The following is a 15,432-nucleotide window of genomic DNA, read 5'->3' on the forward strand; positions in this document are numbered from 1 at the left end:
CATCGACAATAGTATGTATAGAAGGTATACGTAAAAACCAATCTGTACATTTGGAAGTATATTATGAATCAATTTCTTTTTCAACTGAAGCTGAAACTGTAACCAGCTGGCAATGAGCCTCGTCCATTAATGTGTTATGATAAATAAAAGATTTTTACCATATGCAAAGAGGTTAGAAGATGATTGCTAAGTTTACTGACAAACGTATGCTGACGATGCTGAATGAATGGTATACAGCCATGGGAAGGCGCCAATTCGATCTTGCCTGCTCCCTTCAAGAAAAAATTAATCAGCATCTTCACAAAATGAAAAAGAATACAAAGCTTTGGATCAGGTACCGGCTGTTTTTCTCACGTTTTCAGCTGCTGTTTGAGAAAAAAGACGGCCTCGAGGCGCTTTTCAGTGAGCTGAAGGCGCACAAGGATGAAATGGATCGCGAATTAACTTATTATTTCTATTTTTTCAAAGGGCTATTCGATATGGTGAATGCCGCTCCGAATCGTGCGGTTTGCCGCTTTAAGGAAGCTGAACAGCATCTGCCGGCCATTAACGATCGGTTTGAAGCCGCTGAATTTTATTATAAAACCGCCGGCGCTTATTATATGATGAAGTCACCTCCGCTTTCTATTCAATATGTCACGAAAGCCTTAAAGATCTATCAAAATCAATTCGGATACATCAAAAAAGTCCTCAGCTGCCAGCTGCTGCTCGCCGTCAATTACATTGACGAGGCGCGCTATGAAGAGGCAGAACAGCTCTTCAATGATTCCATAAAAAAAACAGCCCAGATCAATGACAATAACCTGCTGTGCCATGCTTATTATAATTTAGGTTTCTTGAAAACCACCGAGAAAAAAGATAAAGAGGCGCTCCGCTGCTACAAAAAGGTGTTGGAAAATCAGCGCTTCGAAGAGGAATCACCCGTTTCCTATCTTCAATGTGTATACGAAGCGGTCAGATCATTTTTTAAAACCGGTTCATCTGCTGAAGGACATGCCGTGCTGCAAAAGGGGTTAGATATTTCTGAAAGGGTGCAAAGCAGGATCATGAAGCTGAAGCTGGTCACGCTTGAAACGCTTTACACATCTCAGCAAGACCCTTACGACAAATTGCAAAAGCTCGTGCTGGAGCTGGAAAAGATTGAGGCTTGGGTGGATTTAGAGGTGCTGCTGGAGGACATTACGGAATACTACAAAAAGAAGGGCGATTTTGAGAAAGCCGCATTTTTTATCATGCGCGGCTGATCAAAACGCCCCTTCTTCTTATCTGACTGAGTTTATTAATCCAAGCATTTGGTCTCCCATGGTAATCGTCCGGCTGTTTAGCTGATAGGAACGCTGGGATACAATTAAGTCTGTCATTTCTTTCGACATATCGACATTTGAATTTTCAAGCGCTCCCTGCTCAATGCTGATCGCCTGCCGGTTCGCTCCGGTAAGCTCTTCAAGCGCTGCAGCCTGATTGCCGTTCAGAGAAAACAGATTGTCTCCTTCTGCATGAAGCTCCTGAGGATTATTGACGTTGACGACACCGAGATTAAAGGACTGAGACCGCCCGCCCGTTTTCCCGTCAGAAGCCGTCAGCGTTCCGTTTTTGCTGATCTTCAGCTGGTTCAATGAACTGTCGATTCGGATGGCCTTTCCATTCTCATCGAGGATGGGATTGCCGCCCGCCGTCATAAGCTGAAGAAGACGATCATTTCCAGCAGCCGGCTTTAAATAAAGTGAGCCGTCTCTTGTATATTGCCGCTGTCCGCCCGCATCTACTTGAAGGTATTGATATGGAGATGTAAATGCGATATCAAGGTCACGGTCGGTTTTTTTAACGCTTCCCTGTCCTGAGTCCATCCGTGGCGTCATAGCCGCTCCGACGCCGAGACGCAGGCCGGGCGGTGTTTTCCGTGCTTTTGCCGTATTCTCATTTTTGTCATCTATCTGGTCAAATTGCTGCCTGACAAGCTCGGAAAAGCGGGAATCCCTCGCTTTATACCCTGTCGTATCACTGTTTGAAAGGTTGCTGCTGACTGTATCCATCTGCTGCTGAAGCTGATTCAGCGCTGTTGAAGCCGTCAGCATTGATCTGAGCATCATAATTGAATGTCCCCCATTTTCTTACTTACACTTTCCCGATTTCATTAGCGGCTTTATCCATGCTTTTATCGTACGCCTGAATGACTTTCTGATTGGCTTCAAAGGATCTGTACGCTTCCGTCATGTCTGTATACGTGCTTGTCACATCTACGTTGGAAAGCTCTGAGACGCCTTGTTTTAATGAATAGGACACTTGCGGGTTTGCTGCTGCGCTCGGCAGATCAGCGCCGTCGGCCGTACTGTATAAGTCATTGCCGTCCCTTTTCAGATTGCGCACGTCCTCTTCCATTCTGATGTCAATCCGTCCCGCCGTACGTCCGTTTGTTGTAACCGTCCCGTTTTCTGAAACGGCAAACTTTTCGTTATCGACCGTGATGGGCTGTCCCGTTGTTGATAAAACAAGGTTTCCGTTAATCGTAAGCTGATTGTTTTCATTTAATGAGAACGTGCTGCTTTTTGAATAACGTACGCCGGATGCCGTTTGAACGGGGTAAAACAGCTCAGCGTTTTCATTTGTTTGTGCATTCTTCGGAACCTGGTTTTCCACAAGCGCGATATCCGTCGGCTGATCGGTCGTTTTCAGGCTCCCCTGTGTAAACAGCGGTTTCAGCTCCTGCATATAAACACCGGTATTAACAGAACCGATCTTCGTTTTTTTGTCGCCTTCAATTCTGCTCAAAAGCATCTCGGGAAAAGCGCGGATGGAGCCTTGATCTTCCTTGTAGCCTGACGTATTTGTGTTGGCGATGTTATTCGACAGCATCTCCGTTCTTCTCTGCTGTGTAATCATTGCGGACGTTGCGGTATATAATCCTTTTAACAAGTTTTCCACCTCTAAAATAGCATTTTTTCCAGTTGTTTTATCGGAACATTTGTTCTATAATGAAAGTCAGCATTTTACTATAATATCGGTTTTTCCGATCTGTTCTTGAAGGGTTTTACGAAAAAAACCCCATTCTTTTTCAGAATGAGGTTTTATGATCAGCTCAGTTTGCGTTTTGGAAGCTTGTCCATGTTATCAAGCATAACACCGGTTCCGATCGCAACACAGTCCATCGGGTTTTCAGCGACAAGCACCGGAACCCTCAGTTCTTCAGCGAGCAGCTGGTCAAGGCCGTTTAACAGCGCTCCGCCGCCGGTAATAATGACGCCGCGGTCGATAATGTCAGCGGACAGCTCAGGCGGTGTTCTTTCAAGGACTTGCTTGGCTGCCTGCACAATGACAGCGACTGATTCACGAAGGGCTTCCTCGACTTCTTTACTGTTGACCGTAATCGTTCTTGGCAGACCGGATACCATATCCCGGCCGCGAATGGTGATTTCTTCATGACGTGCGTCTGGGAAAACCGTTGCGACCTTCACCTTAATATCTTCAGCGGTACGTTCGCCGATCAGCAGCTTGTACTCGCGTTTGATATAATTTAAGATTTCCATGTCAAACTTATCCCCAGCCATTTTAATAGAAGAGGAGGTGACAATATCGCCCATTGAAATAACTGCGATATCAGTCGTACCGCCTCCGATGTCTACAACCATGTTACCGCTTGGCTGAAATATTTCCATACCCGCGCCGATAGCGGCAACTTTCGGTTCTTCTTCAAGGTACACATGCTTTCCGCCGCTTTTTTCAGCTGCTTCTTTAATCGCTTTTTGCTCAACGGACGTAATATTCGTCGGGCAGCAGATCAGCATGCGCGGTTTTGAGAAAAGGCCCTTTACATTCAGTTTGTTAATGAAGTGCTTCAGCATGGCTTCTGTTACTTCAAAGTCTGCGATTACTCCGTCTTTCAGCGGGCGAATCGCAACAATATTCCCAGGTGTACGTCCAACCATTCGTCTGGCTTCTTCGCCGACAGCCAGCACTTTTCCGCTGTTTTTATCAAGCGCCACAACGGACGGCTCATTAAGAACAATTCCTTTACCTTTTACATGGATCAGTACATTTGCAGTACCGAGGTCAATTCCAATATCCCTTGCAAACATCTATTTATATCCTCCTTGACATCTGTTTCACAGTAAATATCCACATTGTGCCCTAATTATATATATTATCATAATTTATCAAAAAAAAGCTCCTGTTCTCTATAAGTTCTTTACAAAATTTTGCGGATATTCGTGAAAAAATGCCGGGAAGATAAAACGGGCAGAAAGACGTCAGACATTACGGCTGCTGAACGGGCTCCCCTTCGAGAATTTCATCCTTTTTGTACTTTAATTTGGTCGCCTCTCCCCCTCTTAAATGCCGGATGGATTTATGATAATCGAGTATTTCTTTCACTTCATTTGCCAAGTCAGGATTGATTTCAGGCAGGCGCTCTGTTAAATCCTTGTGTACGGTACTTTTGGAAACACCAAACTCCTTCGCAATGACACGAACAGTTTTTTTCGTCTCCACGATATACTTTCCAATCTTGATTGTTCGCTCTTTGATGTAATCGTGCACACCACTCGACCTCCCCAGTTGGATGTGAGAAGTGTGAAATGAGATCCGTATTCTGTAAAGATTCACTGATGATGTCGCTTCTTCGTTGTCCGATTATATAAGTAGGTTTTTGAAATATGCCCACGATCCCTCACCTCAAACACTCTCTTTGATAGGTTTGTAACAGTGTATTAGCATTCAATTGGGAATATGCTAAAAACTCAATGAGGACAAGGGGTGAAACACAATTTTCTGTTTACTCAAGGGACGAAACCAATTTCCCGCGGATGGTCTTTACATCTTCGCGCTCCTCCTGTAGAATGAAACAATGAAATTAGTTACTTAGGTAAGTTTTTCAGAAGGAGAACGGAAATGACCCACGTCAACAGACGCCTCATTCATCAAATCAATCAATGCGCCCGCCTGATCACCAAAAAAGCCAATGAACGGCTGGAGCCATTCGGCTTGTACTCCTCTCAATGGTCGATTCTATATTGCTTAAAAACGATCGGACCAATGACCCAAAAAGAGATCTGGTCCTATTTAAACGTGGAGGCGCCAACCGTTACAAGAACGATCAAGCGCCTTGAAGAAAACGGCTGGGTTCAGCGGGAACAAGGAGAAGACAAGCGGGAGAAGCTCGTGGTCCTGACTAAGGAAGCTGAATTGAAATACGATGGCATCAATAAAGAGATGCTGAAGTTCGAGAAAGACATGCTTGCGGATTTCCAAGACGGGGATAAGGAAGCTTTTTCTGAGTTCCTGAATGTGTTTTTAAATAAGTGTTAAGAAAGGGAAGTGCTGTACTTTTGAATAAATCTGACTCGATTTGGACCAAAGATTTTATTATGGTCGTGCTCGTAAATTTATTTGTATTTGTGTTCTTTTATACGTTTTTAGCCGTGCTGCCTATTTATATGATTCAGGAGCTGGGCGGCAGTGAATCACAAGGAGGGCTTTTGATCAGCCTTTTCCTATTATCCGCTATTATTACCCGGCCTTTTTCCGGGGCGATTATCGAACGGTTCGGAAAAAAAAGAATGACGATTGTGTCACTGGCTGTGTTTGCCTTATCTTCTTTTCTGTATTTGCCGATCCACAACTTTTATCTGCTGCTCGGACTGCGCTTTTTCCAGGGCATCTGGTTCAGCATTTTAACGACGGTAACCGGGGCGATTGCCGCCGACATCATTCCCGTCAAACGGCGCGGAGAGGGGCTCGGATATTTCGCGATGTCTATGAACCTGGCCATGGCGATTGGCCCGTTTCTCGGTTTGAGTCTTGTTAAGGTGATTTCGTTCCCCGTATTCTTTACGATTTTTGCCGTTTTTGTTTCTTTAGGCTTGCTGATCGCTTTAATGATTAAGATTCCGGGCAAAAATGACAGCGGAACGACTGTGTTCCGGTTCTCTTTCTCCGATATGTTTGAAAAAGGCGCGCTGAAAATTGCGATTGTCGGATTATCGATTTCTTTTTGTTATTCAAGCGTGACGTCTTATTTATCCGTTTATGCAAAAACGATTCATCTATTGGATGTCAGCGGTTATTTCTTCGTTTGTTTCGCGGTGACGATGATGGCGGCCCGTCCTTTCACAGGGAAGCTGTTTGACAAGGTCGGACCGGGAATCGTCATCTATCCGTCGATTATCGTGTTCTCCGCAGGCCTGTGCCTGCTGTCTATGACAAACAGCGCCTTTATGCTTCTCTTATCAGGAGCCGTGATCGGTCTTGGCTACGGATCGATTGTGCCGTGTATGCAGACGCTGGCGATTCAAAATTCACCAGGCCACCGTTCCGGCTTTGCGACGGCGACATTCTTCACCTTCTTTGACAGCGGAATTGCTGGCGGATCTTATGTATTCGGCCTCTTCGTCGCTTCCGCAGGGTTCCATGCGATTTATCTGGCAGCGGGGCTGATCGTTCTGATCGCTTTGCTCCTGTATGGCTGGAGCCAGAAAAAAAGAGCGCCGCTCGAAGCGGACGGAAACGTCTCAATTGCAGACTGACATGACAAGAAGCCGGGTGCTGCGCCCGGCTTCTTTTTATTCAGCAGCACTCTCCCTTACCATTTCTTTCACTGCCTGTGTATAAGGCGGGTGAAGGTACATGAGTGCCGTGTAGCTTAAAAATGCTGCCAGTACACCCGCAAACCACGACATGTCGTAAATCCTGCTGAACGAGGGCACGTACATTCCGATTAAGGATAAAAACGCGCCGATCAAAGTTGCGGCAAATGCCCGGTAGTTGTAGCCTTTGTAATAACTGTAGCGTCCTGTTTCTGAATAGAGGTCTTCTACAGCGAGCTGTCTTTTTCTGATGATAAAATAATCAGCCATCATCACACCGGCTACAGGGCCGAGCATACCGCCGATTAAGCCGAGAAACGCATACACATTCGTGGCACTCTCCATCAGCTTCCACGGGATTGTAAACAAAGCGAGAATGGCCGTCAAATACCCGCCCCGCCGAAATGTAATGTATTTCGGCAGAGCATTCGCCAAGTCATATGCCGGAGAAACGATGTTCGCCGCCACATTCACCGAGATGGTGGCGATGCAGAGCGTAATGACCGAAAGAGCGATGACGAAAGGATTATCAAACTCGGCCAAAATCTCGACGACATCCCAAATCGGTTTTCCGAAAGCGACTTGTGATCCCGACGTCACCGTAATGCTTGCAAAGGCAAACAGGGCGAAAGTTCCCGGCAGCCCGTAAAACTGGCCCCGGATTTGTTCTTTCTGTGACGCTGCGAACCGGGTGAAATCGGGAATGTTCAGTATCAACGTCGCCCATATGCCGATGATCCCCGTCACTCCCGCCGCAAACGGCCAGAATGTTTCTGAAAACGTATGGAATTTTCCCGGCTGAGAATAAATCGGACCGAGCCCGCCGGCGATATCAATGGCCCACCAGACCATGCCGCCGAAAACAAGATAAACGAGCGGTCCTGCCCAAACCTCAAACTTTCTGATTGATTCCATCCCATGCCGAAGCACAAGAAGATGAATGCCCCAAAAGAAAATGAAAGAAAGCAGGCCAGAAAGGTGCAAGCCTAAAATATTCCACCCGCCGCCGATGCTTCCCCAGCCAGGCCAAAGATTCAACAGTAAAATGTGTAAAGCGGTGCTTCCTGCAAAGGTTTGAATTCCGAGCCACATAATCGCCGTAAACGCCCTGAGAAGCGCCGGAATGTTCGCACCATATATTCCGTAAGACGCTCTGATAATCACCGGGAACGGGAGCCCGTATTTTGTGCCTGCATGCCCGTTTAAGGCAAGAGCGCCGAATAATATGAGCGAAGCTGTCACAATAATGGCGAGAACCTGCCATGGTGAAAGACCGATCGCAATCAGCCCGCCCACCGTCGCATAGGTCGGGATGTTATGAATGCAGCCCATCCAAATGGACGCAAAATTCACTGCTTTCCACGTCCGTTTTCCGTCTTCTAAAGGCAGCAAATCTTCATTGCTCAGCCGACTGTAAACCTGCTTTGGCTTCTTCATCTTCTCCCTCCTATATGTACGAATTTCTCACATCACATGTTACATAATATATCGGAAAATTCAGCCAATAGCATTGGGCGTTGTCTACAATCTTTGTTTTTATATTTGAACACATTACACATAAAAAAAGAGACAGACCGCGTCCGCCTCTTTCATAAAATATACATTGTTTTATGACGCCTTTTTCAGCAATACCGAAAACCGGAATGCCATGAGCAGGCTTAAGACTCCGACAATGATCAGGATTGTGCCGAGCATATGAAAATGGCCTGCGGTAATTTCTTTTCCAAAAAGGATGCCTAATATGACAGATGACAAAATCGACCCTAAATAACGGCAGGTTTGAAACAAACCGGACGTTGTCCCAACCATATCGGAAGGGCTTGTTTTCAGCATAGCCGCTTGAAATGTCACGTTTCCGAATCCGTAGCCGACCCCTAATACAGACAGGATCAGACCCTTTCCTATCATGGGCGCTTGAAGAAAAAAGAAGGTTAACAGCACTGCTCCTGCGGCCGTCAGACACGTTCCGGCGACAATCGGCTGAAGGAGACCCTTTTTATCTATCCATTTTCCCGTCAGAGGCGATACCACAATGCTCATCCCTGACATAAACAGCATAATTAAACCGCTCGTCTGAACCGATAAATGCATTTCATCCTGAAAATAGCTCGGAAGCCCGAAAAAGATACAGTAAAAAAAGATATTCAGCAAAATAAACTGGATGTACACCGACGAGAGCTTTCGATGCGTTTTAAACAGCCTGACATCGATAAACGGCTTTTCCGTCTTTAACTCGCGCCAGATAAACAGCCCGACAAACAAGAGCCCGAATACACCCTCTATATAATGCGGTTTGGTACTGAAGGACAGCAAAAAAGACAAGAGGAGTATAATCGCGCCGGCAAACAGCAGAATACCTGCCGTATCCAGCTCGCGGAGAATTGCTTTCAGTCCGCCGGTCTTGCGCTTCTCATCTTTCGGGAACATATACATGCCGAGAAAAAAGCTGAGAATGATAAACGGCAGATTGACGAAAAAGATTGCCGGCCACCCTCCCCACACAATCAGAAAGCCGCCGAGGGTCGGGCCAAGCGCCGTCATGGCAGATGCGAAGATGGACAGTACCGCTAATGCCGATGCCTGCCGCTCCCGAATGTTCGAACGGATCAACCCTACGCCCGACGGATAAATCGCACTGCTTCCGATGGATTGAAACAGCCTCATGATCAGAAGGGTCATGAAGGTCGGCGCAAACGGCGCTCCGACGGCTGAGACAGCGACAAGAAGTAATCCGAACAGAAACAGCTTTTTCCTGCCGAGCATATCCCCGAGTTTTCCGGTTACAGGCTGCGCCACCGCGCTCGCCAGGTAAAATGAAGAAATCAGCCAGGACACCGTGGTAAACGACAAGTGAAACTGATGCTGAATACTGTGAAGCGCAAGAGAAATCATTGACGAATTCAACGGGTTCAGCATCGTCCCGGAAGCCACTGCCGTCAGAAAGAGGACGCGGCTTTTTTTAGAGATCGTCATTTTGTTTGCGCGATAAATTCTTCCGTCGTCCGGTTTCTGCCGATTTTCGGGAAGATAAACTTGAGTGTCGCCTCATGCTGCTCTTCACTGAGTGAAGCCATCGCGTCAGTGACGAATACTTGATGATACCCAAGCTGAAAAGCTTCTCGCGCCGTGCTTTCCACTCCGATGTTTGTCGCAATTCCGCACAATACAATCGTGTCAATTCCGCGTCTTCTTAGCTGCAAATCTAAGTCCGTTCCGAAAAACGCGCCCCATTGCCGTTTTGTTACCGTATAATCATTCTCTTTCACTCCGATTTCAGGCACAAACTCCGCCCAATCAGCTGCGGGTGCTGTACGGCTTTGCGCCGGTTCATCCGTCAGCGGCTTCAGTGCGTCCGCTCCGTCATGAAACGCCACATTTACAAAACTGATGAATCCGCCCTTCTCCCGGAATACATCAATTAATTTTTTCGCATTCGGTACAACGGCGCCGCTCTTATCAATCGGCACGATGCCTTTTTGTAAATCAATCACGACTAAAGCCGTTTTTTCAAATTGAAGATTCAGTGATGTGGTCATAATCATTCCTCCTGATGCGGTTAGTGTTTCTCACGCCGTTTATTTTACTCTTTCTCAGAAAGGATTTCTCACGGCGCGCTCAGCTTGTGTTTATATGGATACAAAGTCATGCTTTTCACTATCGGATGGCCGGCATAACATATCACAAAAAATCATGTTAGAAAAACTGACACGAAAATGTTTTATCGTTCTTTTTTCTCTATAATAATGAATTAATAATTGTTTTCATTCTGAAAGAGACGGAGGAATAAGACATGCAAATGGGCGATACAGTATTTATGTTCTTTTGTGCTTTACTCGTGTGGCTGATGACCCCCGGGCTGGCATTATTTTATGGCGGAATGGTAAAAAGCAAAAATGTGCTCAGCACAGCGATGCACAGTTTTTCTTCTCTTGCCATCGTATCCGTCGTTTGGGTATTGTACGGATATTCGCTTGCCTTCGCGCCCGGCAATACGCTGCTTGGCGGCACTGAATGGGCCGGGCTGAAGGGAGTCGGCTTTGAACCCGGGTCTTACAGCGACACGATCCCGCATTCATTGTTCATGATGTTCCAAATGACATTTGCAGTGCTTACGACGGCGATTATTTCCGGTGCGTTTGCTGAGCGTATGAGATTCGGTGCTTTTCTCGTATTTTCCTTTTTATGGGCATCACTTGTTTATACACCTGTTGCGCACTGGGTCTGGGGTGGCGGCTGGATCGGCGAAATGGGCGCGCTTGATTTCGCGGGCGGAAATGTCGTTCACATTTCCTCCGGGGTGGCGGGGCTTGTGCTGGCGATTGTGCTGGGAAAACGCAAGGACGGCACGGCGGCTTCTCCACACAACTTAATTTACACCTTCTTAGGCGGGGCGCTCATCTGGTTCGGCTGGTTCGGATTCAATGTCGGCAGTGCTCTGACACTTGACAGCGTGGCTATGTTTGCCTTCATTAATACAAACACCGCCGCTGCGGCCGGAATCATCGGCTGGATTTTCATCGAATGGATTCTTAACAAAAAGCCGACAATGCTGGGCGCTGTATCGGGTGCTATCGCGGGGCTTGTCGCAATTACACCGGCTGCGGGGTTCGTCACACCGTTTGCTTCTATCGTGATCGGTTTTATCGGCGGGCTTGTCTGCTTCTGGGGCGTCTACTGGCTCAAGAAGACATTCGGTTATGACGATGCGCTTGACGCTTTCGGTCTGCACGGCATCGGCGGAACATGGGGCGGCATCGCGACCGGTTTGTTTGCCACAACATCCGTCAATGAAGCGGGAGCAAACGGGCTGTTTTACGGTGATCCGGGCTTGCTTTGGAAACAAATTGCAGCGATTGCGGCAACTTATGTATTTGTATTTATTGTCACTTTCGTTATCATTAAAATTGTAGGTCTTTTCATTCCCCTCCGCGCCAGTGAAGAAGAAGAGTCACTTGGGCTTGATTTAACCATGCACGGGGAAAAAGCATATCAAGACTTATAGGGTGAGGAGTGACTTAGATGAGCGGTCAAATGTTTAAAGTAGAAATCGTTACACGTCCGGCTAAGTTTGAAACACTGAAGCAGGAATTGGGTAAAATCGGAGTCACATCGCTGACTTTCTCCAATGTACACGGCTGCGGCCTCCAAAAAGCGCACACTGAGCTGTACCGCGGGGTCAAAATCGAAAGCAATGTATATGAGCGTCTGAAAGTGGAAATCGTCGTCAGCAAGGTGCCCGTCGATCAAGTGATAGAAACAGCGAAAAAAGTTCTCAAAACAGGAGAACCCGGTGACGGGAAAATATTCGTTTACGAAATCGGAAACACGATTAATATCCGCACCGGAGAAGAAGGCCCCCAAGCTTTATAATGATAAAAAACGCCCGAAGACTGAATGTCCCGGGCGTTTTTTTCGGGCTTCATCAGAACGAAGAAACCTTTTTTTCTTGAGAAACCGGGCGCTTATGCCGCACGGTTTGTTTTTTTGCATATGTACTGATGTTGACAAGTATGCCGCACAGAAACAGCGTCATAATTAATGAAGAACCGCCGTAGCTGATAAACGGCAGCGGTACGCCCGTTACCGGGAGAAGCCCGCTCATCGCTCCCATGTTCAGTACAACTTGAAACATTAATTGAAACGTGATGCCGATGGCAAGTAGTTTACCGAATGGATCCGCCGCCCGGACGGCCGTTTTCACGCCAAGAAGCATAAACGCAAAGTATAATCCGAGGACGATCAGCACACCGAATATGCCCAGCTCCTCAGAAATCACGGCCATAATAAAGTCAGTATGCGCCTCAGGCAGAAAGTTCATTTTCTCTACGCTGTTCCCAAGCCCTCTTCCGAAGAATCCGCCGCCGGAAATGGCGAAATAGGATTGGATCAATTGGTAGCCGTCTCCATTCGGATCAGCGAACGGATTTGTAAAAGAAACAAGCCGCTTCACACGGTATGAAGCCGAAAACGCGAGATACACGACGCCTGACACCGCCGTCGCGCCAAGCACGAACAGATGGCGTTTTTTCAGTCCTGCGCACAATAAAATAGCCCCGCAAGCCGCCAATATTAAAGAAGCCGTCCCTAAATCAGGTTCTGCCAATGTCAGCAGAAAAGCTGTCCCTAAAATCATTAAAGGCGGCAAAACGCCTTTAAAAAATTGATGAATATAAGGCTGCTTTTTCGTATAAATCGCAGCGAAATAGAGAATCATGGCGATCTTAGCCAATTCAGACGGCTGGACGACAAGTGAACCCGCACCTAACCATCTGCGTGAAAAATTCCGCTCCAGCCCGATCCCCGGTATTAACACGAGCAGCAATAAAAGCAGCGACCCGACAACAAACAGCGGCACCATCCGTGCATATTTCTTATAAGGCAGGCAGGCGGCGAAAACAAATAAACATAATCCAATCAGTAACGAAGCTCTCTGTTTATGGTAAAAATAGGTTGGGTCTCCGTATCGCTGAGACCCGATGATATCGCTGGCGCTGTACACCATTACCAAACCGAATCCGCAAAGCAGCATTATAATGAACACCAGCAGCAGATCGGCGTTTTTCAAACGTTTCAGCAACGGACAAAACTCCTTCAGCTATTCTTTTCCCGCATACTTGACGCATAGTAATACAGACTCGTTTCATTATGTTTACTTTTTTATGATTATTTTTAATACCAATTGTGTCTCATAGAAAAAAGCATTACACTGTTCATATAAAATAATGATAAAAGGTGATATCTGTGAATTACGAACTATTTAAAGCAATCCATGGTTTGTCCCATCATAGCGCCATTCTCGACTCGATTATGGTATTTATTACGGAATATTCGATTTATGCCTATGCCCTCTTCCTGCTTGCCATGTGGCTGTTCGGAAGCACAAAAGGCAGACAAAACGCCTTATATGCGGGCTTCACGGGCATTGCGGCGCTTATCGTCAACTACCTCATCACAAAAATCTATTTCGAGCAGCGCCCCTTCGTCGAGCATACGGTTCATACGCTGATTCCGCATGCCGCGGACGCTTCATTCCCGAGTGACCATACGACAGGTGCATTGGCCATCTCAATCGCGATTTTGTTCCGCAACAAAAAGCTCGGCTGGCCGCTTGTGATTTTCGGCCTTTTGACCGGATTCTCAAGAATTTGGGTCGGCCACCACTATCCGATTGATGTGCTCGGAAGCATCATTGTTTCAATCATTGTCGGATTCCTGCTGTTCAGATTCTCAAATGTGCTTCGCCCTCTTGTCGATCTTATCGTGCGAATCTATGAAAGTGTCGTTCATAAGAACAAATCAACAAACCATAATATATAGAAAAAAAGCCGGTGTCTGTCATAGACTACCGGCTTTCATATTTATCAGAGACAGAGTGCTTTCTTCTTGCAGCCGCGTACAGGATATAGAACGCGCCGATGCCGACGCTGTCAATCAGCACATCACGCAGACATCCGTTTCTGCCGAAATACAGCTGGACGATTTCAGTTAAAAAGGCAAAGGCCAGCGCACCGATCACCGCCCGCTTCACCCGCCTGCGCTCTCTGAAAAACAAATAGGCCAGCACAAAGAATGAAAAAGCGTGCCCGAGCTTTTGAATCGCGGCTTCGGGTATGGCCAGCTCTGCCAGATCAAAGGAAAAGAAGCCGGCTGCATCCGGGTGCGGCGTAAAGCGGAATACCACCGTCTGCGACACTACCATATCGTGAAAGCTTTCAGTCAGTGCAGAAATGAAAACAAAGACCAGCCATCCCGCCAGCAGACATTTATTCATTCAGCATCTCCTTTTCCTGTAAATTAGTTTCTATTAGTATAAAGGCACATACAAGCGATGAAAAGCGCCTATCTGAGCTGATAGGCGCTTTTGCATGAAGATTGCCGCGATTACTTCGATGAGCCGTCTTCTTTTAGATCTGTTTTGTCTTTTGAACCATCCTGTTTATCACCGGATTTTTCTTCAGTTTCTTTTGCAGGCGTAACGTCTTTTTTCTCGGAAGACTGCTGAATGGAACCTTCTGTTTCTTCTGTAACAGCGTTTTTCTCTTCAGCCGCGGCTTTTTCAATTGATGTGACCGGTTTGTCCATAAAATTCAGCGGGTTCATGGCCACGCCGTCTTTACGGATTTCAAAGTGCACGTGATTGCCGCTTTCTTCACTGTAAAGGTTTTTGCCTGATTTTCCAATGACTTGATTTTGCTTGACCTTGTCGCCTTGTTCGACACCGGTTTCAGAAAGAGATTGATATACGGTGGACAGACCGTCTGAATGTTCAATCTCAACCACATATCCAAGCACCGGATCTTTAGCAGCTTTGACAACCGTACCGCTCAGAGAAGCGGAAACATCAAATGCTTTCCCGTCTTTCTCAGCTAAGTCAATTCCTTTACTTAGGCTGTACGTGTTATTATAGTTAACGAGTGCTGCTTCTTTTTCTTCTTTTGCGGCATCAGTTTCATAAAACTTTTTCACAACAGACACATTTTCAGAATGAGCAGCCGGCATTGCGACATTTTCCATTGGCTTGCCTACTTCGACGGCATCGTCTTTGCCGCTGTCATACGCGGAGTTTCCGCCGTTGTTCGTCAGATTGTCCTTAACATCGTTTGAAACGGATTGATACCAAAGGACAGCTGTTAAAATGACGGCCGCACTGACTAAGTAAATTGCAGGGAATATCCAGCGTTTGCGAAAGAACCGCTGAAGTTTTTTGACTTGAGAAGTTTTCTTTTCTTCCTCTCTCATGTTTCATCACCTCAGCAACATTCTGAACACTTTTCTGAAAATATATACACATCTTAAAAAAACTTTTTGGAAGTAGTATGTGCAGATGTTTTTTTATTATGTAAAAGAATTTGAA

Annotated in this window: 16 protein-coding genes; 6 read left to right on the forward strand and 10 right to left on the reverse strand. The window is 46.4% G+C overall.

Annotated elements, in window-relative coordinates; genetic code table 11:
• Nucleotides 1-179 precede the first annotated feature (179 nt).
• Nucleotides 180-1,244, forward strand: a complete 1,065-nt coding sequence (locus KY305_RS02705; RefSeq protein WP_223061246.1) for a response regulator aspartate phosphatase — start codon at nt 180-182, stop codon at nt 1,242-1,244.
• Nucleotides 1,245-1,262: 18 nt separating this feature from the next.
• Here the strand turns inward: KY305_RS02705 and KY305_RS02710 are convergent, their stop codons facing one another.
• The 4 genes from KY305_RS02710 to spoIIID form a co-directional block, all read right to left on the reverse strand.
• On the reverse strand, nt 1,263-2,087 hold the full coding sequence (locus KY305_RS02710; protein WP_223061618.1) for a flagellar hook-basal body protein: 825 nt from the start codon (nt 2,085-2,087) through the stop codon (nt 1,263-1,265).
• A 28-nt stretch (nt 2,088-2,115) separates the two neighbouring features.
• Complete coding sequence (locus tag KY305_RS02715) at nt 2,116-2,913, reverse strand: flagellar hook-basal body complex protein FlhO (RefSeq protein WP_223061247.1); 798 nt, start codon at nt 2,911-2,913, stop codon at nt 2,116-2,118.
• A gap of 158 nt (nt 2,914-3,071) precedes the next feature.
• A complete protein-coding gene (gene mbl, locus KY305_RS02720) occupies nt 3,072-4,073 on the reverse strand; it encodes a cell shape-determining protein Mbl (RefSeq protein WP_061522570.1) in 1,002 nt (333 codons plus the stop codon).
• A gap of 178 nt (nt 4,074-4,251) precedes the next feature.
• Entirely contained in the window at nt 4,252-4,533 is a 282-nt protein-coding gene (gene spoIIID / locus KY305_RS02725; protein WP_003151236.1) for a sporulation transcriptional regulator SpoIIID, read from the reverse strand.
• A gap of 351 nt (nt 4,534-4,884) precedes the next feature.
• Between spoIIID and KY305_RS02730 the strand changes: the two genes are divergently transcribed.
• Both KY305_RS02730 and KY305_RS02735 read left to right on the forward strand, forming a co-directional pair.
• Complete coding sequence (locus tag KY305_RS02730; RefSeq protein ID WP_223061248.1) at nt 4,885-5,301, forward strand: MarR family winged helix-turn-helix transcriptional regulator; 417 nt, start codon at nt 4,885-4,887, stop codon at nt 5,299-5,301.
• Between the two features lie 20 nt (nt 5,302-5,321).
• Nucleotides 5,322-6,518 carry an MFS transporter gene (locus KY305_RS02735; protein WP_223061249.1) on the forward strand — a complete coding sequence of 399 codons (1,197 nt, stop codon included), beginning with the start codon at nt 5,322-5,324 and terminating at the stop codon, nt 6,516-6,518.
• Between the two features lie 36 nt (nt 6,519-6,554).
• Here the strand turns inward: KY305_RS02735 and KY305_RS02740 are convergent, their stop codons facing one another.
• The 3 genes from KY305_RS02740 to KY305_RS02750 form a co-directional block, all read right to left on the reverse strand.
• Nucleotides 6,555-8,015: an NCS1 family nucleobase:cation symporter-1 gene (locus KY305_RS02740; protein ID WP_223061250.1), complete on the reverse strand. Its 1,461-nt coding sequence runs from the start codon at nt 8,013-8,015 to the stop codon at nt 6,555-6,557.
• Nucleotides 8,016-8,186: 171 nt separating this feature from the next.
• Nucleotides 8,187-9,551: an MFS transporter gene (locus KY305_RS02745; protein ID WP_223061251.1), complete on the reverse strand. Its 1,365-nt coding sequence runs from the start codon at nt 9,549-9,551 to the stop codon at nt 8,187-8,189.
• The gene (locus KY305_RS02750) at nt 9,548-10,114 is read right to left on the reverse strand and encodes an isochorismatase family protein (protein ID WP_223061252.1); all 567 of its coding nucleotides are present in this window, start codon (nt 10,112-10,114) and stop codon (nt 9,548-9,550) included. Before KY305_RS02750 ends, KY305_RS02745 begins: the two co-directional genes overlap by 4 nt.
• Before the next feature lie 254 nt (nt 10,115-10,368).
• Between KY305_RS02750 and KY305_RS02755 the strand changes: the two genes are divergently transcribed.
• On the forward strand, nt 10,369-11,580 hold the full coding sequence (locus KY305_RS02755) for an ammonium transporter (RefSeq protein WP_223061253.1): 1,212 nt from the start codon (nt 10,369-10,371) through the stop codon (nt 11,578-11,580).
• Nucleotides 11,581-11,597: 17 nt separating this feature from the next.
• Nucleotides 11,598-11,948, forward strand: a complete 351-nt coding sequence (locus tag KY305_RS02760) for a P-II family nitrogen regulator (protein ID WP_061522565.1) — start codon at nt 11,598-11,600, stop codon at nt 11,946-11,948.
• 52 nt (nt 11,949-12,000) lie between these two features.
• Here the strand turns inward: KY305_RS02760 and ftsW are convergent, their stop codons facing one another.
• Nucleotides 12,001-13,155 carry a putative lipid II flippase FtsW gene (ftsW, locus tag KY305_RS02765; RefSeq protein WP_223061254.1) on the reverse strand — a complete coding sequence of 385 codons (1,155 nt, stop codon included), beginning with the start codon at nt 13,153-13,155 and terminating at the stop codon, nt 12,001-12,003.
• A 164-nt stretch (nt 13,156-13,319) separates the two neighbouring features.
• On the opposite strand from ftsW, the gene KY305_RS02770 reads away from it, so the two are divergent.
• Nucleotides 13,320-13,895 carry an undecaprenyl-diphosphatase gene (locus KY305_RS02770; protein ID WP_223061255.1) on the forward strand — a complete coding sequence of 192 codons (576 nt, stop codon included), beginning with the start codon at nt 13,320-13,322 and terminating at the stop codon, nt 13,893-13,895.
• Between the two features lie 25 nt (nt 13,896-13,920).
• On the opposite strand, the gene KY305_RS02775 is transcribed toward KY305_RS02770, so the two are convergent.
• Both KY305_RS02775 and spoIIQ read right to left on the reverse strand, forming a co-directional pair.
• On the reverse strand, nt 13,921-14,349 hold the full coding sequence (locus KY305_RS02775; RefSeq protein WP_223061256.1) for a VanZ family protein: 429 nt from the start codon (nt 14,347-14,349) through the stop codon (nt 13,921-13,923).
• A gap of 110 nt (nt 14,350-14,459) precedes the next feature.
• Nucleotides 14,460-15,317, reverse strand: coding sequence for a stage II sporulation protein SpoIIQ (gene spoIIQ, locus KY305_RS02780; RefSeq protein WP_214802237.1), 858 nt, complete (start codon nt 15,315-15,317; stop codon nt 14,460-14,462).
• Nucleotides 15,318-15,432: the final 115 nt, after the last annotated feature.

Source organism: Bacillus sp. YC2, assembly GCF_019891195.1.
Classification (GTDB): Bacteria; Bacillota; Bacilli; order Bacillales; family Bacillaceae; genus Bacillus.